This is a genomic window from Streptomyces sp. NPDC053755 (assembly GCF_040677675.1).
Lineage (GTDB): Bacteria > Actinomycetota > Actinomycetes > Streptomycetales > Streptomycetaceae > Streptomyces.
Genome location: NZ_JBFASK010000008.1, coordinates 13,412 through 36,436 on the forward strand (window position 1 = coordinate 13,412; position 23,025 = coordinate 36,436).

At 73.1% G+C, this 23,025-nt stretch carries 24 protein-coding genes, 3 tRNA genes and 1 pseudogene; 9 read left to right on the forward strand and 19 right to left on the reverse strand.

Annotation, left to right across the window (positions count from 1 at the left end; translation table 11 throughout):
- The first annotated feature begins 222 nt into the window (after positions 1 to 222).
- Complete coding sequence (locus AB0K65_RS10780) at positions 223 to 1,449, forward strand: pyridoxal phosphate-dependent aminotransferase (protein ID WP_365715443.1); 1,227 nt, start codon at positions 223 to 225, stop codon at positions 1,447 to 1,449.
- Positions 1,450 to 1,627: 178 nt separating this feature from the next.
- Entirely contained in the window at positions 1,628 to 2,674 is a 1,047-nt protein-coding gene (locus AB0K65_RS10785) for an adenosine deaminase (RefSeq protein ID WP_365715444.1), read from the forward strand.
- On the opposite strand, the gene AB0K65_RS10790 is transcribed toward AB0K65_RS10785, so the two are convergent.
- The gene (locus AB0K65_RS10790; protein WP_365715445.1) at positions 2,619 to 3,338 is read right to left on the reverse strand and encodes a hypothetical protein; all 720 of its coding nucleotides are present in this window, start codon (positions 3,336 to 3,338) and stop codon (positions 2,619 to 2,621) included. The two genes, AB0K65_RS10785 and AB0K65_RS10790, sit on opposite strands and share 56 nt — an antisense overlap.
- Between AB0K65_RS10790 and AB0K65_RS10795 the strand changes: the two genes are divergently transcribed.
- Positions 3,313 to 3,897, forward strand: a complete 585-nt coding sequence (locus tag AB0K65_RS10795; protein ID WP_365715446.1) for an NAD(P)H-binding protein — start codon at positions 3,313 to 3,315, stop codon at positions 3,895 to 3,897. The two genes, AB0K65_RS10790 and AB0K65_RS10795, sit on opposite strands and share 26 nt — an antisense overlap.
- Before the next feature lie 55 nt (positions 3,898 to 3,952).
- Here AB0K65_RS10795 and AB0K65_RS10800 read toward each other — a convergent pair whose 3' ends face one another.
- From AB0K65_RS10800 to AB0K65_RS10830, 7 genes and pseudogenes are all read right to left on the reverse strand, one after another.
- Entirely contained in the window at positions 3,953 to 5,008 is a 1,056-nt protein-coding gene (locus tag AB0K65_RS10800) for a UDP-N-acetylmuramate dehydrogenase (protein WP_365715601.1), read from the reverse strand.
- 366 nt (positions 5,009 to 5,374) lie between these two features.
- Positions 5,375 to 6,109, reverse strand: a pseudogene (locus tag AB0K65_RS10805) (MFS transporter); the annotation flags it as partial.
- 65 nt (positions 6,110 to 6,174) lie between these two features.
- On the reverse strand, positions 6,175 to 6,603 hold the full coding sequence (locus AB0K65_RS10810; RefSeq protein WP_365715447.1) for a MaoC family dehydratase: 429 nt from the start codon (positions 6,601 to 6,603) through the stop codon (positions 6,175 to 6,177).
- A 4-nt stretch (positions 6,604 to 6,607) separates the two neighbouring features.
- Positions 6,608 to 7,060 carry a MaoC family dehydratase N-terminal domain-containing protein gene (locus AB0K65_RS10815; RefSeq protein ID WP_365715448.1) on the reverse strand — a complete coding sequence of 151 codons (453 nt, stop codon included), beginning with the start codon at positions 7,058 to 7,060 and terminating at the stop codon, positions 6,608 to 6,610.
- Between the two features lie 82 nt (positions 7,061 to 7,142).
- Positions 7,143 to 7,307 (reverse strand): 50S ribosomal protein L33, encoded by a 165-nt coding sequence (gene rpmG, locus AB0K65_RS10820; RefSeq protein ID WP_003956487.1) that lies wholly within the window; start codon positions 7,305 to 7,307, stop codon positions 7,143 to 7,145.
- Between the two features lie 88 nt (positions 7,308 to 7,395).
- Positions 7,396 to 7,468: transfer RNA gene (locus AB0K65_RS10825), tRNA-Met, on the reverse strand.
- A gap of 45 nt (positions 7,469 to 7,513) precedes the next feature.
- Positions 7,514 to 7,586, reverse strand: a tRNA-Thr gene (locus AB0K65_RS10830).
- Between the two features lie 217 nt (positions 7,587 to 7,803).
- Between AB0K65_RS10830 and AB0K65_RS10835 the strand changes: the two genes are divergently transcribed.
- Together AB0K65_RS10835 and AB0K65_RS10840 are read left to right on the forward strand one after the other, a co-directional pair.
- Entirely contained in the window at positions 7,804 to 9,072 is a 1,269-nt protein-coding gene (locus tag AB0K65_RS10835) for an amidohydrolase family protein (RefSeq protein WP_365715449.1), read from the forward strand.
- A gap of 2 nt (positions 9,073 to 9,074) precedes the next feature.
- Entirely contained in the window at positions 9,075 to 9,731 is a 657-nt protein-coding gene (locus AB0K65_RS10840) for an SDR family oxidoreductase (protein ID WP_365715450.1), read from the forward strand.
- A gap of 61 nt (positions 9,732 to 9,792) precedes the next feature.
- Here the strand turns inward: AB0K65_RS10840 and AB0K65_RS10845 are convergent.
- A tRNA-Tyr gene (locus AB0K65_RS10845) sits at positions 9,793 to 9,874 on the reverse strand.
- Between the two features lie 182 nt (positions 9,875 to 10,056).
- On the opposite strand from AB0K65_RS10845, the gene AB0K65_RS10850 reads away from it, so the two are divergent.
- The 3 genes from AB0K65_RS10850 to AB0K65_RS10860 all read left to right on the forward strand — a co-directional run bounded on the left by AB0K65_RS10850 (position 10,057) and on the right by AB0K65_RS10860 (position 11,787).
- Positions 10,057 to 10,545 (forward strand): YajQ family cyclic di-GMP-binding protein, encoded by a 489-nt coding sequence (locus tag AB0K65_RS10850; protein WP_365715451.1) that lies wholly within the window; start codon positions 10,057 to 10,059, stop codon positions 10,543 to 10,545.
- Positions 10,546 to 10,663: 118 nt separating this feature from the next.
- Positions 10,664 to 11,167, forward strand: a complete 504-nt coding sequence (locus tag AB0K65_RS10855) for a methylated-DNA--[protein]-cysteine S-methyltransferase (protein WP_365715452.1) — start codon at positions 10,664 to 10,666, stop codon at positions 11,165 to 11,167.
- Entirely contained in the window at positions 11,164 to 11,787 is a 624-nt protein-coding gene (locus tag AB0K65_RS10860; RefSeq protein WP_365715453.1) for an alpha-ketoglutarate-dependent dioxygenase AlkB, read from the forward strand. The genes AB0K65_RS10855 and AB0K65_RS10860 overlap by 4 nt, the downstream gene beginning before the upstream one ends.
- Before the next feature lie 42 nt (positions 11,788 to 11,829).
- Here AB0K65_RS10860 and AB0K65_RS10865 read toward each other — a convergent pair whose 3' ends face one another.
- Positions 11,830 to 12,099, reverse strand: coding sequence for a GlsB/YeaQ/YmgE family stress response membrane protein (locus tag AB0K65_RS10865; protein ID WP_365715454.1), 270 nt, complete (start codon positions 12,097 to 12,099; stop codon positions 11,830 to 11,832).
- A 58-nt stretch (positions 12,100 to 12,157) separates the two neighbouring features.
- Between AB0K65_RS10865 and AB0K65_RS10870 the strand changes: the two genes are divergently transcribed.
- A complete protein-coding gene (locus AB0K65_RS10870; RefSeq protein WP_365715455.1) occupies positions 12,158 to 13,399 on the forward strand; it encodes an amino acid permease in 1,242 nt (413 codons plus the stop codon).
- A 213-nt stretch (positions 13,400 to 13,612) separates the two neighbouring features.
- On the opposite strand, the gene AB0K65_RS10875 is transcribed toward AB0K65_RS10870, so the two are convergent.
- From AB0K65_RS10875 to AB0K65_RS10915, 9 genes are all read right to left on the reverse strand, one after another.
- Positions 13,613 to 14,005 (reverse strand): YccF domain-containing protein, encoded by a 393-nt coding sequence (locus tag AB0K65_RS10875; protein WP_365715456.1) that lies wholly within the window; start codon positions 14,003 to 14,005, stop codon positions 13,613 to 13,615.
- Complete coding sequence (gene htpX / locus AB0K65_RS10880; RefSeq protein ID WP_365715457.1) at positions 14,002 to 14,865, reverse strand: zinc metalloprotease HtpX; 864 nt, start codon at positions 14,863 to 14,865, stop codon at positions 14,002 to 14,004. The genes AB0K65_RS10875 and htpX overlap by 4 nt, the downstream gene beginning before the upstream one ends.
- Before the next feature lie 195 nt (positions 14,866 to 15,060).
- Positions 15,061 to 16,596 carry an NADH-quinone oxidoreductase subunit N gene (locus AB0K65_RS10885; RefSeq protein WP_365715458.1) on the reverse strand — a complete coding sequence of 512 codons (1,536 nt, stop codon included), beginning with the start codon at positions 16,594 to 16,596 and terminating at the stop codon, positions 15,061 to 15,063.
- Positions 16,593 to 18,149, reverse strand: a complete 1,557-nt coding sequence (locus AB0K65_RS10890) for an NADH-quinone oxidoreductase subunit M (RefSeq protein WP_365715602.1) — start codon at positions 18,147 to 18,149, stop codon at positions 16,593 to 16,595. Before AB0K65_RS10890 ends, AB0K65_RS10885 begins: the two co-directional genes overlap by 4 nt.
- 27 nt (positions 18,150 to 18,176) lie before the next feature.
- A complete protein-coding gene (locus tag AB0K65_RS10895) occupies positions 18,177 to 20,168 on the reverse strand; it encodes an NADH-quinone oxidoreductase subunit L (protein ID WP_365715459.1) in 1,992 nt (663 codons plus the stop codon).
- Positions 20,165 to 20,551, reverse strand: coding sequence for an NADH-quinone oxidoreductase subunit NuoK (gene nuoK / locus AB0K65_RS10900; protein WP_365715460.1), 387 nt, complete (start codon positions 20,549 to 20,551; stop codon positions 20,165 to 20,167). The genes AB0K65_RS10895 and nuoK overlap by 4 nt, the downstream gene beginning before the upstream one ends.
- A complete protein-coding gene (locus tag AB0K65_RS10905) occupies positions 20,551 to 21,219 on the reverse strand; it encodes an NADH-quinone oxidoreductase subunit J (protein WP_365715461.1) in 669 nt (222 codons plus the stop codon). The genes nuoK and AB0K65_RS10905 overlap by 1 nt, the downstream gene beginning before the upstream one ends.
- Positions 21,216 to 21,917: an NADH-quinone oxidoreductase subunit I gene (locus AB0K65_RS10910; protein ID WP_365715462.1), complete on the reverse strand. Its 702-nt coding sequence runs from the start codon at positions 21,915 to 21,917 to the stop codon at positions 21,216 to 21,218. Before AB0K65_RS10910 ends, AB0K65_RS10905 begins: the two co-directional genes overlap by 4 nt.
- Complete coding sequence (locus tag AB0K65_RS10915; protein ID WP_365715463.1) at positions 21,917 to 22,885, reverse strand: complex I subunit 1 family protein; 969 nt, start codon at positions 22,883 to 22,885, stop codon at positions 21,917 to 21,919. The genes AB0K65_RS10910 and AB0K65_RS10915 overlap by 1 nt, the downstream gene beginning before the upstream one ends.
- Positions 22,886 to 23,025 lie beyond the last annotated feature (140 nt).

Here is a 23,025-nt window from a genome sequence, read left to right on the forward strand (position 1 = left end):
TCGGTGAGGGCCAACGAGCAGTGAGTGTACGTGTTCATGAGCGCTGCGTCGAACAGAAAGCACGTCGGAGGCTCACGGGCCCGCCGGAAGACCTCCGCCGGACCGGTCGCCGGGGGGTCGGCGGGGCCCGCAGGGCCCCGCGTTCGACCGGGAATGACCGTTCCTGTCCGCTCCCTGAAACCTGTGTACCGGCCCGCGAGAGGGTCTGGGACGATGGGCCGTATGAGCGCTGCAACCCCTCCGACCGAGCGCCGGGTCTCCGCCCGCGTCGGTGCGATCTCCGAGTCCGCGACCCTCGCCGTCGACGCCAAGGCCAAGGCCCTCAAGGCCGCCGGCCGTCCGGTGATCGGCTTCGGCGCGGGTGAGCCCGACTTCCCGACGCCGGACTACATCGTCGACGCCGCCGTCGAGGCGTGCAAGAACCCGAAGTACCACCGCTACACCCCGGCCGGCGGTCTGCCCGAGCTGAAGGCCGCGATCGCCGCCAAGACGCTGCGCGACTCCGGCTACGAGGTCGACGCCTCCCAGGTCCTGGTGACCAACGGCGGCAAGCAGGCGATCTACGAAGCGTTCGCCGCGATCCTCGACCCGGGCGACGAGGTCATCGTCCCGGCCCCGTACTGGACCACGTACCCCGAGTCGATCCGTCTCGCCGGCGGTGTCCCGGTCGAGGTCGTCGCCGACGAGACCACCGGCTACCGCGTCTCCGTCGAGCAGCTGGAGGCAGCGCGGACGGAGCGGACGAAGGTCGTCCTCTTCGTCTCCCCCTCCAACCCGACCGGCGCGGTGTACAGCGAGACCGAGACCGAGGCGATCGGCCGCTGGGCCGTCGAGCACGGCCTGTGGGTGCTGACCGACGAGATCTACGAGCACCTGGTCTACGGCGGCGCCTCCGCCGTCTCGCTGCCGTCGGTGATGCCCGAGCTGCGCGACAAGTGCATCGTGGTCAACGGCGTCGCCAAGACGTACGCGATGACCGGCTGGCGGGTGGGCTGGATCATCGGCCCGAAGGACGTGGTCAAGGCCGCGACCAACCTCCAGTCGCACGCCACCTCGAACGTGAGCAACGTGGCCCAGGTCGCCGCGCTGGCCGCCGTCTCGGGCGACCTCGACGCGGTCGCCGAGATGGGCCGCGCCTTCGACCGGCGCCGCCAGACGATCGTGCGGATGCTCAACGAGATCGAGGGCGTCCTCTGCCCGACGCCGGAGGGCGCGTTCTACGTCTACCCCTCGGTGAAGGCCCTGCTGGGCAAGGAGATCCGCGGGAAGCGTCCGCAGACCTCGGTCGAGCTGGCCGCGCTGATCCTGGACGAGGCCGAGGTCGCGGTCGTCCCTGGCGAGGCCTTCGGCACGCCGGGCTACCTGCGCCTGTCCTACGCGCTCGGTGACGAGGACCTGGTCGAGGGCGTCTCCCGGATGCAGAAGCTGCTGGCGGAAGCGCGCGACTGACCTCCACCTCGACGGTTCGCGTCCGAGGGGCGGGCCCCCGGTTCTCCGGAACCGGGGGCCCGTTCTTGCGTTCGGGCAAGGTCCCGATCGGGGAAAGGGGCTGTATTCGTCCATTCGGGTGCGGCAAGATCCTTCAATGCTGGCCTCTTCAGGGGGACACCCCCCGCACCCCCCGTACGTGTCCGAGCAGGCGTCCCGGCCCGCCTTCCGCGCGATCGACCTGTTGCCCAAGGCGCATCTGCATCTGCACTTCACCGGTTCGATGCGGCCCACGACGCTCATCGAGCTGGCCGACAAGTACGGCGTCCATCTCCCCGAGGCGCTGAGCAGCGGCACCCCGCCCAAGCTGCGGGCGACCGACGAGCGCGGCTGGTTCCGTTTCCAGCGCCTCTACGACATCGCCCGGTCCTGCCTGCGCGAGCCCGAGGACATCCAGCGGCTGGTCCGCGAGGCGGCCGAGGAGGACGTCCGGGACGGCTCGGGGTGGCTGGAGATCCAGGTCGACCCGACCTCGTACGCTCCCCTGCTCGGTGGGCTCATCCCGGCGATGGAGATCATCCTCGACGCGGTCGACGCGGCCTCGCGGGACACGGGGCTCGGCATGCGGGTGCTGGTGGCCGCGAACCGGATGAAGCACCCGCTGGAGGCCCGCACGCTGGCCCGGCTCGCGGTGCGGTACGCGGACCGGGGTGTGGTCGGATTCGGGCTCTCGAACGACGAGCGGCGGGGCCTGGCCCGCGATTTCGACCGCGCCTTCGCGATCGCCCGCGAGGGCGGCCTCCTCGCGGCGCCGCACGGCGGCGAGCTGACGGGTCCCTCGTCGGTTCGGGACTGCCTGGACGACCTCAGGGCGGCCCGGGTGGGCCACGGGGTGCGGGCCGCGGAGGACCCGCGGGTGCTGCGCAAGCTGGCGGAGAAGGGCGTGACCTGCGAGGTCTGCCCGGCGTCCAACGTGGCGCTCGGGGTGTACGAGAAGCACGAGGACGTGCCGCTGCGGACGCTCTTCGAGGCGGGGGTGCCGATGGCGCTGGGGGCGGACGACCCCCTGCTGTTCGGGTCCCGGCTGGCGGCCCAGTACGAGATCGCCCGCCGCCATCACGCCTTCACCGACGCGGAACTGGCCGAGCTGGCCCGCCAGTCGGTGCGGGCGTCGGCGGCGCCGGAGGACGTCAGGCGGAAGCTCCTCTCCGGGATCGACGACTGGCTGGCGGGCCCGGGCGTCTGAAGCGGTGCAGGGGCGGGTGGGCCTGGAAGCCGAGGTCGATCTCGGCGCGGTCCCCCTGGTGGTCGGGCTCCAGGTAAGGGGTGAGCGAGGCGACCAGGGCGTCGTGGCCCTGGCGGGCCCGCTTGCTCAGCGGCCCGAAGCCCGCGGCGGTCTCGCAGGCGGCCGAGGCGGCGCAGAAGACCTCCCGGCCTCCGTACAGGAAGAGCGTGCGGGCGTGGACGGCCGGCCGGAGCCCGTGGCCCGCCCGCCGGTGGCGCCGTTCCTCCTCCTCGTGCCAGGCGGCGGCGTGCGCGGCGGTGCGCGCCTCGTTCGTACGAACGGTGAGCGGGGTGCCGGCGCGCAGCCGGGAGCGCAGGGCGGGCCAGGCTGAAGGGCGCAGGCCGGGCGAGCGGTGGACGAGGACGAGGTCGACCGGCTCACCGGGGGCGTAGGAGCGGGGCAGGCTGTCGCGGAGCGGTACGTGGACGATCGTGTGCCGGGAGAAGGCGGCGAAGGAGAACAGCGCCGCGAGGCGGGAGAGTCCGTCGTGGTCGCCGAGGAGACATCCCCAGCGGGAGGCGAGCGGATCGCTGAGGGTGGTGTGCCGCAGGGGCGGCCAGGGCTGGACGATCCGGTACGCGTGCGGTCCCGTCCGGGGTGTGAACGCGCGGGCCTTCAGGAGCATCCGGTCAGCGTGCCCGCCCTCCGGCAGGCCGCGCAACGCCCTTGACGTACCGCCGCGGCGCGCACGGACGGGCGGCGAGCCCGGCGAGGAGCGTGCGGGCGAGGGAGGCGGCGAAGGTGGGGGAGGTCCTGGGGCGGGTCCCTTAGCCGGCCTTGGCTTCGCAGGCGAGGGCGCGCTGGGCGCGGCCCCGAGCAGGAGCGAGGCCGCCGCCGAACGCGTCCGGTGGCTCGTGGCGGTCAGCGCGGCCCCGCTCGCCCCCGTCCCCGACGGGCAGGGCCTCGTCGACAGGGCGATGCCGGCCGTCGTCGGCTCGGTCCTGGAGGACGTCCACGCCGACCTGCGGGCGATGGAGGGGGAGCTTGCGGTCGCCTCCGCGGACTGGACCGCCGTGCGGCCGCCCAGGCTGACCGACAAGCCGGTCACCGGCCGCTACCGCACCGTCGCCGGCGGCACCCCGAGCCGGGGCCGGACGCTCGCCCGCGCCGACGCCGCCTACGCGATGCCGGCGATGATCGACGACCCCGCGACGGTCCGGCAGGGCGCGGGGGTCGCCTACTGAGCCGCGAGAGGCCGCGGGCCCCGGGCACGTGGTCGCCGGTGGGCGCCGCGGGCGGTCAGAGGCTGACGCCGACCGTCACCGGCTCGTTCACCAGGGTGACTCCGAAGGCCTCGCGCACCCCGGCGACGACCTCGCGAGCGAGCGCCAGGAGGTCCTCGGTGGTGGCCTCGCCGCGGTTGGTCAGGGCGAGGGTGTGCTTGGTGGAGATGCGGGCGGGACCGGAGCCGTACCCCTTGGTGAAGCCGGCCTTGTCGATCAGCCAGGCCGCCGAGGTCTTGACGAAGGCGTCGCCCACCGGGAAGGCGGGCGCCTTCGCGTCCGGGCCGAGACGCTCCTCCACGCGCGCGTGGAAGGCGGCGAACTCCTCGGTCGTGAGGATCGGGTTGGTGAAGAAGGATCCGGCCGACCACGTGTCGTGGTCCTCCGGGTCGAGCACCATGCCCTTGCCCGCGCGCAGCTTCAGGACGGTCTCGCGGACGGTCGCCAGCGGCACCCGGTCGCCGACCTCCACCCCGAGGGCGCGGGCCGTCTCCGCGTACTGGACCGGCATGCTCAGGCCGCCCGCCTCCTCCAGCTCGAAGCGGACGCGCAGCACCACGTACCGGTCCGGCAGCCGCTTGAAGAGGCTGTGCCGGTACGAGAAGTCGCACTCCTCGTTCGTCAGCGTCACCACCCGGTGCTCGGCCGTGTCGTAGGCGACCACCTCGGTGACGGTGGAGGAGACGTCCTGGCCGTACGCCCCGACGTTCTGGATGGGGGTCGCGCCGGCCGATCCGGGGATGCCGGCCAGACACTCGATCCCGGCGAGCCCGGCCTCGACGGTCCGCTCCACCGCGTCCGTCCAGACCTCTCCCGCGGCCAGCTCAAGCCGCGTGCCGTCGAGGTGGAAGCCCCGGGTGGCGATGCGCAGGGCGGTGCCGTCGAAGCCCTTGTCGCCGATGACCAGGTTGGAGCCGCCGCCGATGACCAGCAGCGGGGTGCCGTCGGCGTCCGCCGCGCGGAGGGTGGCGATCACCTCGTCGTCGGTGGTGGCCGTGACGAGCCGGGTGGCGGGGCCGCCGAGCCGGAAGGTGGTCAGGGGGGCGAGGGGGGCGTCGTGGAGTTCCTGCACGGGCTCAAGAGTACGGGGACGACCCCGCCGGTCAGGGCGGGGCCGTGCGCGTCGGGTGTGGTGCGGGGCAGGGCGGGTGCGGTGCAGGGGCGGGGAGGGTGGGTGCAGGGCGGGTGCGGTGCAGGGGCGGGGAGGGTAGGTGCAGGGCGGGTGCGGTGCAGGGGCGGGGAGGGTGGGTGCGGTGCAGGGCGGGTGCGGGTGGGTGCCGTGCGGGGGCGGGTCGTACGGACGGGTGCCGTGCGTGGAGCGCGGGGGCACGGGGAACCACCCCCGCACCGCGGTCAGCCGGAGACGACCAGATCGTCGTTCCGCTCCTTGACGGGCCCCGTGCCGTCCGCCGCCTCCGGAGCCCGGGCGTCCGGCGCTCCCTGGGCCCCGCGCCCCGGGGATGAACAGCGACGCGACCGCTCCCAGGGCCACCATCCCGGCGCCCACCCACAGCGCGGGCTCCAGGCCGTCGACGAACTGCCGGGCCGACTCGTAGCCGCCCTGGGCGACGAAGATCGAGGACATCACGGCGATACCGAGGGCGCCGCCGACCTCCCGCAGGGCGTTGTTGGCGCCCGAGGCGATGCCCTGCTCGGACGGCCGGACGCTGGACATGACGAGATTGGCGGCGGGCGCGAAGTAGAGGGCCATGCCGACACCGCTGACGATCAGGGCGGGGAGCTGGGCGGCGTACGACACGTCGGGAGTGACGACGAGCGCGAACCACGCGAGACCCGCCGCCTGGAGGGCGAGGCCGGCCGCGACGACCGGACGGCCGCCGATCCGGTCGGAGAGGTAGCCGGCGATCGGCGCCACGATCATGGGCATGCCGGTCCAGGGGAGCATGCGCAGTCCGGCCTCGGTGGGCGAGTAGCCGAGGACGCCCTGCATGTACTGGCTGAGCAGGAAGATCGAGCCGAACATCCCGAGGAACATCAGCAGGCTCGCCGCGTTGATGCCGGCGAAGGCGCGGCTGCGGAAGAGCCGCATCGGCAGCATGGGCGCCCTGGCCCGGACGCCGTGGTGGACGAAGCCGCCGAGGAGGGCGCCGCCCGCGACGAGGGCGGTGAGGACGGTGGCGCCGGTCCAGCCGTCGAGGGGGCCGCGGATCAGCCCGCGGCCTCGGCGGCGGAAGGGTGAGGCGGCGGCGGCCGCGCGCGGCGGCCGCCCCCTCCCCGCTACGCGAGCCTGACCACGGCCCGGGACATGCCCAGGACCTTCTGGCCGGCGGACATCGCCGTCAGGTCCACCCGGACCCGCCCGTCGTCCAGCTTGGCCGCGACCTTGGCGCTGACCTCCACGGTGGCGCCCTCGTCGTCGTTCGGCACGACCACCGGCTTGGTGAAGCGCACGCCGTACTCGACCACGGCGCCCGGGTCGCCGGCCCAGTCGGTCACGACCCGGATCGCCTCGGCCATGGTGAACATGCCGTGGGCGATGACGTCGGGGAGCCCGACCTCACGCGCGAACTTCTCGTTCCAGTGGATGGGGTTGAAGTCCCCGGAAGCGCCGGCGTACCGCACCAGCGTGGCGCGCGTCACCGGGAAGGACTGGGCGGGCAGCTCCGTGCCGACCTCGACCTCGTCGTAAGCGATCTTCGCAGCCATGACGTCAGGCCTCCTCGGGCGCACGGGACACGATCTTCGTCCAGCCGGTCACGACGTGCTCGCCGCTCTCGTCGTGCACCTCGCCGCGGATGTCGAGGATGTCGTTGCCCGCGAGGGACTTGACCGCCTCGATGGTGGAGGTCACCGAGAGCCGGTCCCCCGCGCGCACCGGCCTGCTGTAGGCGAACTTCTGGTCGCCGTGCACCACACGGCTGTAGTCCAGGCCCAGCTGCGGGTCCTCGATGACCTGTCCCGCCGCCGCGAACGTGATCGAGAACACGAACGTCGGGGGAGCGATCACATCGGGGTGACCGAGCGCCTTCGCCGCTTCCCGATCGGTGTAGGCGGGATTCGCGTCACCCACCGCTTCCGCGAACTCGCGGATCTTTTCGCGGCCGACCTCGTAGGGCGCGGTGGGCGGATAGGTCCGGCCCACGAAGGACTGGTCGAGCGCCATGGACTCGATACCTCCTGGATTTGTTGCCGACAAACGACACGAGGCCGCCCCCTGGTGGGGACGGCCTCGTGTACGAGCCTGATTAGCGAGTCTCGCGGTGCGCAGTGTGCGAGTTGCAGCGAGGGCAGTGCTTCTTCATCTCAAGACGGTCCGGGTTGTTACGCCGGTTCTTCTTGGTGATGTAGTTCCGCTCCTTGCACTCCACGCAGGCCAGCGTGATCTTCGGGCGGACGTCGGTGGCAGCCACGTGAGTGCTCCTTGACGGACGGATGGACGGATGAACGCATAAAAGAGTAGCCGATCGAAGGACCGACCCCACAATCGGCTACCGTGTGTAGCGGTGACCGGACTTGAACCGGTGACACAGCGATTATGAGCCGCTTGCTCTACCGACTGAGCTACACCGCTTTGATGATCCGGATCCCGCCCGGAGGCGGGGGTCCTTCTCACCAGAGCCCCAATACGGAATCGAACCGTAGACCTTCTCCTTACCATGGAGACGCTCTACCGACTGAGCTATTGGGGCGAGCGATGAAGACATTACACGGTCCTCCGCCGATCGCCCAAATCCGTTTCGCCGCCCTCCTCGCGGCCGCGCGCGCGGGGTGATCACTCCCGCCCCGTACGCCACTCGTGGCCTCATCAGTACGACTATTGCGCTCCTCCTCGAAGGGCGGCCGGACCGCCCCTAGGCTCGGCCCCACGCTGCGTGATCTTGATCTTGAGGAGCCTTGAGGAGCCCGATGTCAGCCGACAGCAAGCAGCCCCAGCCGCCCGACGACTGGGCCGCCGACACCGCCGACTCCACCACGCTCCTGCTCTCCAACGCCCGGCTCACCGACGGACGGACCGTCGACGTACGCCTCGGCGGCGGCCGGATCGAGGCCGTCGGCACCTCAGGCAGCCTGACCGCCTCCGGCGCCCGCGTCGACCTCGCCGGCTACCTTCTGCTGCCCGCGCCTGCCGAACCCCACGCCCACGCCGACACCGCCCTCAGCGCCGACACCCCCGGGCCCGTCTCCTACGCCCCCGAGGAGGTGCAGCGACGGGCCACCGAGGCCGCACTGCTCCAGCTCGGCCACGGCGCGACCGCGCTGCGCGCGCACGTCCGGATCGGAGACGTCCAAGGGCTCGGCCCCCTCGGCGCCGTCCTCCAGGCCCGGCGCTCGCTGCGCGGCCTCGCTGACCTGACGGCCGTCGCCGTGCCCCGCCTCCTCACCGGCGTGGCGGGCGCCGACGGCCTCGCGATGCTGAGGGACGCGCTGAAGATGGGCGCCGGAGTCGTCGGCGGCTGCCCGGACCTCGACCCGGACCCGGCCGGATACGTGGAGGCGGTGCTGGAGCTCGCGGCGGAGCACGGCTGCCCGGTCGACCTGCACACGGACGGTGACGATCCGGCGCGCCTGGCCCGGCTCGCCGCCATGGCCGGCGGACTGCGCCCCGGGGTGACGATCGGGCCCTGCGCCGGGCTCGCCCGGCTCTCCTCCGACACGGCCCGGCGCGCGGCCGACCAGCTCGCGGCGGCCGGGGTGACGGTGGTCTGCCTGCCGCAGGGCGGCTGCGGCGCCACCGAGACGCGCGGCGCGGCGCCGGTCCGGCTGCTGCGGGCGGCGGGCGTGCGGCTCGCCGCGGGCGGCGGGGCGCTGCGGGACGTCTCCAACCCGGTGGGACGCGGGGACCCGCTGGAGGCCGCCTACCTGCTGGCGTCCCTGGGCGGCCTGCCGGCACCCGACGCGTACGGCGCGGTGAGCGCGGCGGCCCGGGCCGCGATGGGGCTGCCGGAGGTGCGGGTGGAGGCGGGGTTCCCCGCCGAACTGCTCGCGGTGCGCGGCGAACGGCTCACCGGCGTGCTGTCCCTGGCGTACAGCCGGATCGTGGTGCACCGGGGGCGGGTGGTGGCCCGGACGAGCGCGGTGCGCGAGTACTGCGACTCGGCGGCGGCGCTCGATCTTCCGCGCCAGTCGCGGCCGGACTCGGGGGGCCCTCCGGGCGGGCCCGTCGTACGGTCGTGAGTATGCGCATCGTCATCGCCGGAGGACACGGACAGATCGCCCGACGCCTGGAGCGCCTGCTCTCGGCGGGCGGGCACGAGGCCGTCGGGCTCATCCGCAGACCGGAGCAGGCCGAGGACCTGCGCGCGGCGGGCGCCGAACCCGTCGTCCTGGACCTGGAGTCGGCCTCCGTCGACGAGGTCGCGGAGGCGCTGCGCGGCGCCGACGCGGCGGTCTTCGCCGCCGGGGCGGGGCCGGGCAGCTCGGTGGAGCGCAAGGACACCGTGGACCGCGCGGCCGCCGTCCTCTTCGCGGACGCGGCCGAACGGGCGGGCGTACGGCGCTATGTCGTCGTCTCCTCGATGGGCGCGGACGCCGACCACCCGGGCGACGAGGTCTTCGACGCCTACCTGCGCGCCAAGGGCGCCGCCGACGACTCCGTCCGCTCCCGCTCCGCCCTGGACTGGACGATCCTGCGCCCCGGCATGCTGACCGACGACGCCGGCACGGGTCTGATCCGCCTGGAGGCCCACACGGGCCGCGGCCCGGTCCCCCGCGACGACGTCGCCGCGGTCCTCGCCGAACTCGTCGAGACCCCGGCCACGGCGGGCCTGACCCTGGAACTGGTCAGCGGCTCGGTCCCGGTCTCCGTGGCGGTGAAGGCCGTGGCGGGCGCCTGAGGAACGCCCCCGGAAACGAGGAAGGCCCCCGGTGCACGCACCGGGGGCCTTCTCTATCGCGTGGCGGCGCCAGGATTCGAACCTGGGTAGGCTAAGCCGACGGATTTACAGTCCGCTCCCATTGGCCACTCGGGCACACCGCCATGGGATGTCGCTGCCGGGAGCCGCTTTTCGGCGGTGCTCCGTGGCAACGACGTAAACGATACCTGATGCGCGGGGGTGGTCCGCCACCGGATTGATCAGCGGTTCGGGCGGGTGCGGGTGACTAGGCTTGCCCCGTACGCCCACGCAACCGCAACGCATTCGACGCAAGGAGCCACACGTCATGGCCGACTCCAGTTTCGACATCGTCTCCAAGGTCGAGCGGCAGGAGGTCGACAACGCCCTCAACCAGGCCGCGAAGGAGATCTCGCAGCGCTACGACTTCAAGGGCACCGACGCCTCGATCTCCTGGCAGGGCGAGAAGATCCTGATGCAGGCCAACGGCGAGGAGCGGGTCAAGGCGATCCTGGACATCTTCCAGACGAAGCTGATCAAGCGCGGGATCTCGCTGAAGTCGCTGGACGCGGGCGAGCCGCAGCTGTCCGGCAAGGAGTACAAGATCTTCGCGTCGATCGAGGAGGGCATCTCCCAGGAGAACGCCAAGAAGGTCTCCAAGGTCATCCGCGACGAGGGCCCCAAGGGCGTCAAGGCGCAGGTCCAGGGCGACGAGCTGCGGGTCAGCTCGAAGAGCCGGGACGACCTGCAGGCCGTGCAGGCGCTGCTCAAGGGCAAGGACTTCGACTTCGCGATCCAGTTCGTGAACTACCGGTAGGACGGCGGCGGGGGCGGTCGGCAGGGCCCCGACCTGGGCGTCCGAAAACCGCCGGTGCCACCCCGGGGCGCCTCGCAGACTGGACGGCGGATCGAGCGTGCGAGGAGAGGAAGCAGCCATGACGCCGCAGCGCGTGTACGCCCGTGCCGACAGCCCTCTCGGGGAGATGCTGCTGGTCGGCCGGGTCGCCGAGGACGGTTCCACGCGGCTCGCGTCGCTGTCGCTGCCCGGGCAGAAGGGTGCCGTCGCCGTCGAGGACGGCTGGCGGCACGCGCCCGAGCGGTTCGCGGCGATCACCGGGCAGCTGGGCGAGTACTTCGCCGGGCGGCGGGACCGTTTCGACCTCGTGTACGACCGGAGCGGTACGGAGTTCCAGCGGCGCGTCTGGCGGGCCCTGGAGGACATCCCGTACGGCGTCACCGTCTCGTACGGGGACATCGCGCGGACCGTCGGGGCCTCCGGGGCCGGGGTGCGGGCGGTCGGCACCGCGATCGGGCGCAATCCGCTGCTGGTGGTGCGGCCGTGTCACCGGGTGATCGGCGCGGACGGGCGCCTGCGCGGGTACGCCGCCGGCCTGGAGCGCAAGGAGCGGCTCCTCGGGCTCGAGGGCGCGCACGTGTGACCGAGGGGCTGTTCCCGCGCGAGCGGGCCGTGGTCGCGCCGGGCGCGGTGCACGTGCCCGGGTGGCTGCCGCCCGCGCGGCAGCGGGAGCTGGTCGAGGCGTGCCGGGAGTGGGGGCGCGGGCCCGTCCCGTACCGGCACACCGTGCTGCCGGGCGGCGGGGTGATGTCCGTGCGGTCGCTCTGCCTGGGCAGGCGCTGGGAGCCGTACCGCTACCTGTCCGACGTGGCGGTCGAACTACCCGGCTGGCTGGCGGAGCTGGGCCGGGAGGCGCTGGTCGAGGCGTACGGGGAACACGGCGGTTTCGCGCCGGACACGGCGCTGGTGAACTTCTACGACGCCGGCGCGAGGATGGGCATGCACCAGGACAAGGAGGAGCGGTCCGGGTCGCCCGTGGTGTCGTTGAGCCTGGGTGACAGCTGCGTGTTCCGCTTCGGGAACACCGAGAGCCGCGGACGGCCCTATACGGACGTGGAGTTGGTCTCCGGTGATCTCTTCGTCTTCGGCGGCCCGTCGCGCTTCGCGTACCACGGGGTGCCGAAGGTGTACCCCGGGACGGCCGACCCCGGCCTCGGCCTGACCGGGCGGCTCAACATCACCCTGCGTCACACGGGGCTGTAGGGCGGCGCCCCGGCGCGTGTGGCGGGCCCGGTACGCGCCGGCTCAGCGCGAGCGCGAGTGGCCGAAGAGGATCCGGTACGCGATCAGCAGGACCAGCGCGCCGCCGACGGCCGAGAGCCAGGTGGCGCCGTCGTAGAACTCCGTGGAGATCGGGCGGTCGAGGAACCGCGCGGAGATCCAGCCGCCGACGAAGGCGCCGGCGACCCCGATGAGGGTCGTGCCGATGAGGCCGCCCGGGTCCCTGCCGGGCAGCAGGATCTTGGCGATGACGCCGGCGAGCAGGCCGAGAACGATCCAGCTGATGATGCTCATGCCAGGAAGGACGCCCCCACGGCCGGGTCCGGTTGCGGCGCTCACTAGTGTGCGGCGCATGACACAGGAACTGCGGCGGTCGCTCGGGGTGTTCGACGCGGTCGTGATCGGGCTCGGGTCGATGGTCGGCGCCGGGATCTTCGTGGCGCTCGGGCCGGCGGCGGAAGCGGGCGGGTCCGGGCTGCTTCCGGCACTGGCGGTCGCCGCGCTCGTGGCGTACTGCAACGCCATGGCCTCGGCACGGCTCGCGGCCCGTCATCCGGCCTCCGGCGGCACCTACGTGTACGGTCGCGAACGGCTCGGCCCCTTCTGGGGGTACCTGGCCGGCTGGTCGTTCGTCGTCGGCAAGACGGCGTCGTGCGCGGCGATGGCGCTGACGGCCGGGGCGTATCTGTGGCCCGAGCAGGCCCACGCGGTGGCGGTCGCGGCCGTGGTGGCGCTGACGGCCGTGAACTACGGCGGGGTGCGGAAGTCGGCGCTCGTGACGCGGCTGATCGTGGCGTTCGTGCTGGCCGTCCTCGCGGCGGTGGTCGTGGCGTCCGCCACGTCCGGGGCCGGGGACTTCGGGCGGGTGGCGCCCGGCGCCGACATGACGGCGGGCGGGGTCCTCCAGGCGGCGGGGCTGCTGTTCTTCGCGTTCGCCGGGTACGCGCGGATCGCCACGCTCGGCGAGGAGGTGCGCGATCCGGCCCGTACGATCCCCCGGGCCGTCCCCCTCGCGCTCGGCATCGCGCTCGTCGTCTACGCGGCGGTGGCGGTGTGCGTCCTGGCCGTGCTGGGACCGCGGGGCCTGGCGGCCTCCCCCGCCCCGCTCGCGGACGCGGCGCGCGCGGCCGACGCGGAATGGCTCGTGCCGGTGGTGGGTGCGGGGGCGGCCGTCGCGGCCCTGGGTTCGCTGCTGTCGCTGATCCTCGGGGTGTCCCGTACGACGCTGGCGATGGCGCGGGACGGGCACCTGCCGGCCGCGCTCGCCGCCGTGCACCCCCGTTTCGAGGTCCCGCACCGGGCGGAGCTCGCGGTGGGCGCGGTGGTGGCCGTGGTGGCGGCGACGGCGGACGTGCGGGGCGCGATCGGCTTCTCGTCCTTCGGCGTGCTGGTCTACTACGGCATCGCGAACGCCTCCGCCTGGACTCTGGGCCGGTCGCACCGGGCGCTCGCGGCGCTGGGTCTCGTGGGGTGCGCGGTGCTCGCGTTCGCCCTGCCGTGGCCGTCGGTCGCGGCCGGCGCGGGGGTCGTCGCGGCCGGGGCGCTCCTCTACGCGGTCACGGCGGCGCGGCGCGGGCCGGGCCAGGCCGCCTAGGGCGTGTTTCGAAAGGAGCGCCGTCCGCCCGAAGGGCGGGCCCCGCGGCGTCCGGTGCGTGCGATCGCAAGGCCGAGAGTCGCCCTCGTACTGCGCGTACGTGGACGATCCCGACCACGCGGCGAGCGTGCGTGCCAGGCGTCGCGGGGCAGGCGGGACCTTCGAAACACGCCCCGGGGCGCTTTCCGGCCGGGCCGGTCGCCGGGGCGGGTCCTACCGGGCCGCGAAGGGCTGGTCGGTGGGGACGATCTCCTTGCCGAGGGGCAGCAGCGAGACCGGGACCAGCTTGAAGTTCGCGAGGCCCAGCGGGATGCCGATGATCGTGATGCACAGCGCCACACCGGTGACGATGTGGCCGAGCGCCAGCCACCAGCCCGCGAGGACCAGCCACAGGACGTTGCCGACGCACGAGGGCGCCCCCGCGTCGCGGCGGTCGACGACGGTGTAGCCGAAGGGCCAGAGGGCGTAGACGCCGATCCGGAAGGCGGCGAGCCCGAAGGGGACGCCGATGATCGTGATGCACAGCAGGACGCCGGCCAGTACGTAGCCGAGGAACATCCAGAGGCCGCACAGGATCAGCCAGATGATGTTGAGGATGGTGTTCACGGGCGACGACCTGCCATCTGCTCGAGTCGGGCGATGCGTTCCGCCATCGGCGGATGCGTCGAGAACATCTTGGTCAGCCCCTGTCCCGGCCGGAAGGGGTTGGCGATCATCATGTGGCTCGCGGTCTCGATCCTCGGCTCGGGCGGCAGCGGAAGCTGCTTCGTTCCCGCGTCGAGCTTGCGCAGGGCGCTGGCCAGGGCGAGCGGGTCGCCGGTGAGCTGGGCGCCCGAGGCGTCCGCCTCGTACTCCCGGGAACGGCTGATGGCGAGCTGGATGACGGAGGCGGCGACGGGCCCCAGGATCATGATCAGCAGCATGCCGAGAAGGCCGGGGCCGTCGTCGTCGCTGGAGCGGCCGACGGGGATCAGCCACGCGAAGTTGACCAGGAAGAGGATCACGGAGGCCAGCGCTCCGGCGACCGAGGAGATCAGGATGTCCCGGTTGTAGACGTGGCTCAGCTCGTGGCCGAGGACGCCGCGCAGCTCGCGTTCGTCGAGGATGCTCAGGATGCCCTCCGTGCAGCACACGGCGGCGTTGCGGGGGTTGCGGCCGGTGGCGAAGGCGTTGGGCGCCTGGGTGGGCGAGATGTAGAGCCGGGGCATGGGCTGGCGGGCCTGGGTGGAGAGCTCGCGCACCGTCCGGTACAGGGCCGGAGCCTCGAACTCGCTGACCGGCCGGGCCCGCATGGCACGCAGGGCCAGCTTGTCGCTGTTCCAGTAGGCGTACGCGTTGGTGCCGAGCGCCACGACGAGCGCGACGATCAGTCCCGTACGTCCGAAGAAGCTGCCGATGACGATGATGAGGGCCGAGAGCCCTCCGAGGAGTACGGCGGTCCTCAGCCCGTTGTGCCGGCGGTGCACGGTACGCCCTCCAAGTGGTGCGGCAGGGGAACCCTTTGCCTGGTGCTGGTCCACTCGTCCAGTGGACCCTCCCGTACGGGTCAACGCCAGGCGGGAGGCGCGGGTTCCCCGGGCCGTACCGGGGGGCGGTGTGGGCCGTTCGGGTGGCGGACGCGGGGGCGGGGGCGCGCCGTGGTCCGGGGCCGTCCCCCCGCGTCAGAAGAGGCTGTTAGCCGCGAAGCGGAGGGCGATCTGGGGGTAGCCCGAGAGCACGACGCCGGCGACGGCCGTCAGGGCGATCGCCGCGGTCAGCGGGGCGGGGACGCGGAAGCGGACCGGTTCGCCCAGCGGCGCGCGGAAGAGGAGGGCGGTCCACCGGAGGTAGTAGAAGAGGCCGATCACGACGTTCACGCCCATGACCACGGCCAGCCAGCCGAGGCCCGCGTCGACGGCCGCCGAGAAGACGGTGACCTTGGCGAAGAGGCCGATGATGCCGGGGGGCAGGCCGGCCAGGTTGAGCAGGAAGAAGCCCATGACGAGGGCGGTGAGCGGCCTGGTGGCGTACAGGCCGCGGTAGTCGGCGATCCGGTTCTCGGGATGGCTGCGGGCGACCAGCGCGGCCACCGCGAAGGCGCCGAGGTTCACGACGGCGTACATCAGGGCGTACGCGACGGTGGCGCCGATCTGGTCGTCGCTGGAGTACGCGGCGGCGGCGATCGGCACCAGGAGGTAGCCCGCCTGGGCGACGGAGGACCAGGCGAGCAGCCGGACCGCGCTCCACGCGCGCGTGGGGGCCTGCCGCAGGGCGGCGACGTTGCCGACGGTCATCGTGAGCGCGGCGAGGACGGCGAGGGCCGGGCCCCAGACGTCCGCGTACGAGGGGAACGCGACGACGGTCACCAGGATGAGGCCGGTGAAGCCGACGGCCTTGCCGACCACCGAGAGGTAGCCGGCGACGGGCAGCGGGGCGCCGACGTAGGTGTCGGGGACCCAGAAGTGGAAGGGGACGGCGGCCGTCTTGAAGGCGAAGCCGACCAGGGTGAGGACCACGCCCGCCTCGGCGAGGGTCTGCAGCTGCCCGGGGACGTCGTCGAGGCGCTGGGCGATCTCGGTGAGGTGGAGGGTGCCCGTCGCCGCGTACACGAAGCCGGCGCCCAGCAGGGTGACGGCGGTCGCGGTGACCGAGGAGAGGAAGAACTTCAGCGCGGCCTCGCTGGACATCCGGTCGCCGCGGCGCAGGCCGACGAGCGCGAAGGCCGGAAGGGAGGCCACCTCCAGGGCGACGACCAGCGTGGCGAGGTCGCGGGAGGCGGGCAGCAGCGCGGCGCCGGCGGCCGAGGAGAGCAGCAGGAACCAGTACTCCCCCGCCGGCAGCTTCTCCTCGGTGTCCGGAAGCGAGAGCAGGGCGGTCAGGAGCGCCCCGCCGAGCACCAGGAACTGGATGACCAGGGTGAAGTGGTCGGCGGTGTAGCTGCAGCCGGCGAGGCCGGCCGCGTCCTGCGCCACACCCGCGGACTCCGCCGCTCCCGGGGTGAGGCAGAAGGTCGAGCGGTCTCCGGCGCGCAGCGGGACCAGCAGGGCCATCGAGGCGACGAGGCCGGCGATCGCCGTCCAGCCGAGGAGCCGCTTGTGCTTCGCGGGGACGAAGAGGTCGGCGACGAGCACGACGAGCGCGACCACCGCGGTGAGGGTGGGCGGCGCGATGGTGAGCCAGTCGACGGACTGGACGAGGCTCGCGGCTGTAGGGGTCACTGCTTGCCTCCGGCGAGGAGCTGCTGCACGGCCGGATCGGTGAGGCCGAGGAGGACCGCGGGCCACAGGCCGGCGAGGACAGTGAGGGCGACGAGCGGCGTCCAGGCGGCGAACTCGTAGCCCTGGACGTCGGCGACGACGGCCGTCTCGTCGTCGGCTCGCGGGGCGCCCATGCAGACGCGGCGGACGACGACGAGGAGATAGGCGGCGGTCAGGAGCGTGCCGAACGCGCCGATCGCCATGAAGGTGAGGAAGGCGGGGCGGCTGAGGCCCTCGGCCGGTTCGAAGGCGCCGAACAGGGCCAGCATCTCGCCCCAGAACCCGGCGAGGCCGGGCAGGCCGAGGGAGGCGACGGCGGCGAAGGCGAGCAGGCCGCCCAGGCGGGGCGCGCGGCCGTAGAGGGCGGCCCCGGTGGCGCCGGCGAGGGTGTCGAGGTCGGCGGTGCCGTAGCGGTCCTTGAGGGCGCCGACGAGGAAGAAGAGCAGGCCGGTGATGAGGCCGTGGGCGATGTTGGCGAAGAGCGCGCCGTTGACCCCGGTCGGGGTCATGGTCGCGATGCCGAGGAGCACGAAGCCCATGTGGCCGACGGAGGAGTACGCGATCAGCCGCTTGAGGTCGCCCTTGTTGCCGGTCCGCGCGAGGGCGAGGCAGGCGAGGGACCCGTAGACGACGCCGGCGACGGCGAAGGCGGCGAGGTAGGGCGCGAAGACGCGCATGCCGTCGGGGGCGACCGGCAGGACGATCCGGACGAACCCGTACGTGCCCATCTTCAGCAGGACGCCGGCGAGGAGGACGGATCCGACGGTCGGGGCGGCGGTGTGGGCGTCGGGGAGCCAGCTGTGCAGGGGCCACATCGGGGTCTTCACCGCGAGCCCGAGGCCGATCGCGAGAACGGCGGTGACCTGCACGGACGTGGTCAGCCCACGGCCGTTGTCAGAGGCCAGTGCCACCATGTCGAACGTGCCCGCCTTCAGGCCGATGAGGAGCAGGCCGAGCAGCATGACGACGGAGCCGAGCAGGGTGAAGAGGATGAACTTCCAGGCGGCGGGCTGCCTGCCCTCGCCGCCCCACCGGGCGATGAGGAAGTACATCGGGATGAGGACCATCTCGAAGGCGAGGAAGAACAGCACGAGGTCGAGGACGGCGAAGGTCGCCAGGGTGCCGGACTCGAGGACGAGCAGCAGGGCGACGAAGGCCTTCGGGGACGGGCCCGCGGGCATCTTGAAGTAGCTGTACAGCGCGCAGAGGAAGGTCAGCAGCGCCGTCATGACCAGGAGGGGGAGGGAGATGCCGTCGACACCGAGGTGGATGCGCACGTCGAGTGCGGGGATCCAGCTGATGTCCGTGGTCGCCTGCATCCTCGACGGCTGGTCGTGGTCGAAGCCGAGGGCGAGGGCGATCGTGGCGGCCAGGACGACGCCGGTGACGGTCACCCCGTGGCGGAGCACGGCCTGGGCGGGTGAGGCGCCCTTGAGTCCGGGGGGTGCGGGCAGGAGAGCGGCGGCGGCGCCGACGAGCGGCCCGGCGACGATCAACGCGAGAAGAAGCTGCATCACGGATTCGCTGATATCGATCACGGCTCACGCTCCGGCGGCGACGAGGACGGCGGCGATCGCCAGGACGACGGAGCCGGCGAGCAGGGCGCTGAGATAGGTCTGCACGTTGCCGGTCTGGGCGCGGCGGACCAGCCACCCCAGCCATCGGGTGCCGGTCCCGGCGCCGCCGACGTAGGTGTCGACGACCTCGCGGTCCAGGAAGCGGACCAGGGAGGCTCCGGCCAGGACGGGGCGGACGAAGAGGGCGCTGTAGACGGCGTCCAGGTGGAAGCCGGTGGCGGCGTGGCGGTGCAGCGGGCCGAGGAGGACACGGCCGGGGTCGGCGGGGTCCTGGGCTGAGGCGATGTCGCCGTAGGCGGGGGCGTGGCTGGCGATGGCCTCGGCCTCGACGAGCCCGGCGTCGCCCTCGGGGTGGGCGGCGACGGCGCCGAGCGGGGTGCGGGCCGCGAGGGCGCGGGTGCGCTGCCAGACCGCGAAGGTGATCAGGCCGCCGGCGACGGCGAGGCCCGAGCCGACGACGGCGGTGGTCACGGTCGGGGTGAGGGCGTGGCCGTCGAACCAGTCGTCGAGGTACGTGACGGAGAGACCGAACCCGAGGGAGGGGACCGCGAGCACCCACAGGACGGTGGTCATGGTGAGCGGCTGGCGGCCGTGGTCGGGGGCCTCGGCTCCGCGGCCGCGGAACGCGAGGAGCCAGAGGCGCGTCGCGTAGGCGGCGGTGAGCAGGGCGGTGATCAGGCCCGCGACGAGGACGGTCCAGCCGGCCCCGGCGGGGGCGACGGTCCGGTCGCCGAGGGCGGTGTGCTCGGCGGCGACGAGGACGGCTTCCTTGGAGAAGAAGCCGGCGAAGGGCGGGATCGCGGCCAGCGCGAGGAGGGCGATGGTCATCGTCCAGTAGGCGTCGGGGACCCGCTTGGTCAGGCCGCTCATCCGGGACATGGCCGACAGGGAGTTCGTGCCGGCCGCGTGGATGACCGCGCCGGCGGCGAGGAAGAGCAGCGCCTTGAAGGCGCCGTGCGAGATGAGGTGGAAGACGGCGGCGCCGCGGTCGCCTACGGCCAGGGCGCCGGCCATGTAGCCGAGCTGGCCGATGGTCGAGTAGGCGAGGACCCGCTTGATGTCGTCCTGGGCGAGCGCGGCGAGCGCCGAGCCGACCATCGTGATCGCGGCCATGACCGCGAGCACGGTCAGCGCGGCGGCGGAGGCGGCGAAGACGGGGAGGAGCCGGGCCACGAAGTAGATGCCGGCGGCGACCATCGTCGCCGCGTGGATCAGGGCGGAGACGGGGGTGGGGCCGGCCATGGCGTCGGGGAGCCAGGTGTGCAGGGGGAATTGCGCGGACTTGCCGGCGACGCCCGCGAGGAGCAGCAGCGCGATCAGCGTGGGGTGCTCGAGCCCGCCGGCGGCCACGGTGGCGAGGATCCCGCCGATCCGGAAGGTGCCCGCGTCGATGGCGAGGGCGAAGAGCCCGATGAGGAAGGGGACGTCGCCGAGCTTGGTGACGAGGAACGCCTTGAGGGAGGCGCTGCGGGCTTCCGGCGTCTCCCAGTAGTGCCCGACGAGGAAGTACGAGCAGATGCCCATGATCTCCCAGCCGACCAGCAGCACCATCAGGTCGCCGGAGTAGACGACGAGGAGCATGGCGGAGGTGAAGAGGGAGACGAGGGAGGCGTACGAGGGGTAGCGCGGGTCGTCCCGGAGGTAGCCGGTCGAGTAGGTCTGCACGCAGGTGGCGACCACTGCGACGAGGACGGCGGCGAGGGCGGCGAAGCCGTCGATGCGCAGGGCCAGGTCGATGGGGACGGAGCCGGTGGGGGTGAGCTGGGTGGCGGCCTCGATGGTCCTGCCGCCGCCCTGGCGGACGGCGACGACGACGGCGAGGACGGCGGCGGCGAGGGCCGGGAGGACGGCGAGGGGGCGGACGAAGCCGGGTGCGGTGCGGCCGAGGAGGAGACCGGCGACGGAACCGAGGAAGGGCAGGAGGGGGACGAGGACGGCGAGGGTCGTGGTGGTCACGCGGTGGCCTCGGCCTTCTCGTCGCCGGACGCGGCGGCCTGGATGCCGGTCCGGGGGCTGTCGGTCTCGGGTCCGGTGGGCTCGGCGGTGTCGCGGAGGCGGTCGACGTCCGAGGTGCCGCGGTTGCGGTAGACCATCAGGACGATGGCGAGACCGATGCCGATCTCGGCGGCGGCGATGGCGATGACGAACAGGGTGAGGGCCTGACCGGCGTGCAGGGTGTCGCGGAGCCAGACGTCGAAGGCGACCAGGTTGAGGTTGACGGCGTTGAGCATCAGCTCGACGGACATCAGGACCAGGATCGCGTTGCGGCGGGCGAGGACGCCGTAGAGGCCGACGCAGAAGAGGAGGGCGGCGAGGACGGCGGGATAGGCGAGGTGCATCAGTTCGCGTTCCCGTCCTTCTGCGCGGTCGTCGAGGGCGCGGTCCTCGTCGGCGGGGTCGTGGTGGGCCGGGTCCTCGGCGGCGGGGTCTTCCCGGTGGGCCGGGCGGCGCCGTTCGGGGCGTCCGGGGTGTCGGTGTCCCTGCGGGAGAGCACGATCGCGCCGACCAGGGCGGCCAGGAGAAGCACCGACAGGGCCTCGAAGGGCAGCACCCAATGGCGGAAGAGGATCTGCCCGGACACCGCGGTGGAGCCCTGGGCGGGTCCGTCGAGGTCGATCCAGGTCGTACGGAACGCGTCGACGACGACCCAGACGAGCGCGGCGGCCGCGGCCAGGGCGACCACGAGGGCGACCGGCCGGTTGCCGGAGTCGGCGTCCGGGGAGCGGCCGATGGGGGCCTTGGTGAGCATGAGACCGAAGAGGAGGAGGACGACGACGGAGCCGACGTAGATCAGCACCTGGACCCAGGCGATGAACTCGGCGGTGAGGAGGAGGTACTCGACGGCGATGCCGCCGAGGGCCACGACCAGCCACAGCGCGGCGTGGACGAGCTGCCGGGTGGTCACCGTGATCAGGGCCGCGCCGAGGGTGACGAGACCGACGAGCAGGAAGGCGATCTCGACGCCGGAGGGCGAGAGGAAGCCGGGGTGGGCGGCGGCGAGGTTCACGCGGGGCCTCCCTCGGAGGGGCCGGTGGGGCCGGGGGCGTCGGGTCCGGGGGTCTCGTCCCGGGGCGCGGCGCCGGTTCCCTCCGGGGCCGCCGGGGCCTTCGCGGCGTCCGCGGCGTCCGCGGCGTCCGTGTGCTGCGCGGCCTGGGCCGCTTGGGCCGCTTGGGCGGCGGCCTCGGCGGCGGCCTGCTTCTCGACGGCCTTGCGGGCGGCGGCGATCTCCTTCGGCTCCTCCGCGCCGGGGTCGAGCGCGGGCGGCTCGGGGACGGTCCACATCCACTCGCGGAGCTTGTCCCTCTCGTGGGTCAGCTCGTGGATGTCCGTCTCCGCGTACTCGAACTCCGGCGACCAGAACAGGGCGTCGAAGGGGCACACCTCGATGCAGATGCCGCAGTACATGCAGAGCGAGAAGTCGATGGCGAAGCGGTCGAGGACGTTACGGCTGCGCTCGCGGCCACCGGGGGTGGCGGCCGGGACGGTCTCCTTGTGGGAGTCGATGTAGATGCACCAGTCGGGGCACTCGCGGGCGCAGAGCATGCAGACCGTGCAGTTCTCCTCGAACAGCCCGATGACCCCGCGGGTGCGGGGCGGAAGCTCGGGCTGCGCGTCCGGGTACTGGGCGGTGTGGGCGCGCCGGGTCATCGCGCGCAGGGTGACAGCGAGGCCTTTCGCCAGGCCACTGCCGGGGATCGGAGCCATCAGACGATCGCCACCTTCACGATTCCGGTGAGCGCGATCTGCGCGAGGGCGAGGGGGACGAGGGTCGTCCAGGCGAGCTTCTGGAGCTGGTCCTCGCGCAGGCGGGGGTAGCTCACGCGCAGCCAGATGACGACGAAGGCGAGGAGCGCGGTCTTGAGGAGGGTCCAGACCCAGCCGAGGCCGTCGGCGCCGAAGGGGCCGTGCCAGCCGCCGAGGAAGAGGACGGTGGTCAGACCGCAGAGGACGACGATGCCGGCGTACTCGGCGAGCAGGAAGAGCGCGAAGCGCAGGCCGGTGTACTCGGTGTACGCGCCGAAGATGATCTCCGAGTCGGCGACGGGCATGTCGAACGGCGGGCGCTGGAGTTCGGCGAGCCCGGCGACGAAGAAGACCAGGGCGCCGACGATCTGCCAGGGCAGCCACCACCACTCGAAGGCGTCGAGGATGCCGGGGAGGGAGACGGTGCCGGCGGCCATCGCGACGGAGGCGGCGGCGAGGAGCATCGGCAGCTCGTAGGCGAGCAGCTGGGCGGCGGTGCGCAGGCCGCCGAGGAGGGAGAACTTGTTGGCGGAGGCCCAGCCGGCCATCAGGCTGCCGAGGACGCCGACGCCCATGACGGCGAGTACGAAGAAGATGCCGGCGTCGACGATCTGGCCGACGGCTCCCTCGCTCGGGCCGATGGGAATGGCGAGCAGGACGAGCAGGTACGGGAGGAGGGCGACGGCGGGGGCGAGCTGGAAGACGCGGCGGTCGGCGTTGGCCGGGACCACGTCCTCCTTCTGCGCGAACTTCACGCCGTCGGCGACGAGCTGGGCCCAGCCGTGGAAGCCGCCGGCGTACATGGGGCCGAGGCGGCCCTGCATGTGGGCCATGACCTTGTGCTCGGTCTGCCCGACGACGAGGGGCAGCACGAGGAACACGGCGAAGACGACGAGCAGCCGGAGGGCGACGTCGAGTGCGTCGTTCACGCGGGATCGCCTCCGGCGGGGTGGTCGGTGTCTGCGCGCTCGCCCGGGGAGCGGCGGGTGGGCTCGGAGCGGGGGCCGCGGGGGCCCTCGGGGGCGGGCTCCTCGGACGCCGGGTCGGAGACCTCGGCGGGACCCTCGGG

Excerpts from the sequence above, each read along its gene's own strand:
- AB0K65_RS10780 (WP_365715443.1), top strand. The coding sequence starts at position 223 with ATGAGCGCTGCAACCCCTCCGACCGAGCGCCGGGTCTCCGCCCGCGTC.
- AB0K65_RS10790 (WP_365715445.1), bottom strand. The coding sequence starts at position 3,338 with ATGCTCCTGAAGGCCCGCGCGTTCACACCCCGGACGGGACCGCACGCG.
- AB0K65_RS10810 (WP_365715447.1), bottom strand. The coding sequence starts at position 6,603 with ATGGCTGCGAAGATCGCTTACGACGAGGTCGAGGTCGGCACGGAGCTG.
- AB0K65_RS10815 (WP_365715448.1), bottom strand. The coding sequence starts at position 7,060 with ATGGCGCTCGACCAGTCCTTCGTGGGCCGGACCTATCCGCCCACCGCG.
- AB0K65_RS10835 (WP_365715449.1), top strand. The coding sequence starts at position 7,804 with ATGTCAGCCGACAGCAAGCAGCCCCAGCCGCCCGACGACTGGGCCGCC.
- AB0K65_RS10840 (WP_365715450.1), top strand. The coding sequence starts at position 9,075 with ATGCGCATCGTCATCGCCGGAGGACACGGACAGATCGCCCGACGCCTG.
- AB0K65_RS10850 (WP_365715451.1), top strand. The coding sequence starts at position 10,057 with ATGGCCGACTCCAGTTTCGACATCGTCTCCAAGGTCGAGCGGCAGGAG.
- AB0K65_RS10855 (WP_365715452.1), top strand. The coding sequence starts at position 10,664 with ATGACGCCGCAGCGCGTGTACGCCCGTGCCGACAGCCCTCTCGGGGAG.
- AB0K65_RS10865 (WP_365715454.1), bottom strand. The coding sequence starts at position 12,099 with ATGAGCATCATCAGCTGGATCGTTCTCGGCCTGCTCGCCGGCGTCATC.
- AB0K65_RS10870 (WP_365715455.1), top strand. The coding sequence starts at position 12,158 with ATGACACAGGAACTGCGGCGGTCGCTCGGGGTGTTCGACGCGGTCGTG.
- AB0K65_RS10890 (WP_365715602.1), bottom strand. The coding sequence starts at position 18,149 with ATGCAGCTTCTTCTCGCGTTGATCGTCGCCGGGCCGCTCGTCGGCGCC.
- nuoK (WP_365715460.1), bottom strand. The coding sequence starts at position 20,551 with ATGCACCTCGCCTATCCCGCCGTCCTCGCCGCCCTCCTCTTCTGCGTC.
- AB0K65_RS10910 (WP_365715462.1), bottom strand. The coding sequence starts at position 21,917 with ATGGCTCCGATCCCCGGCAGTGGCCTGGCGAAAGGCCTCGCTGTCACC.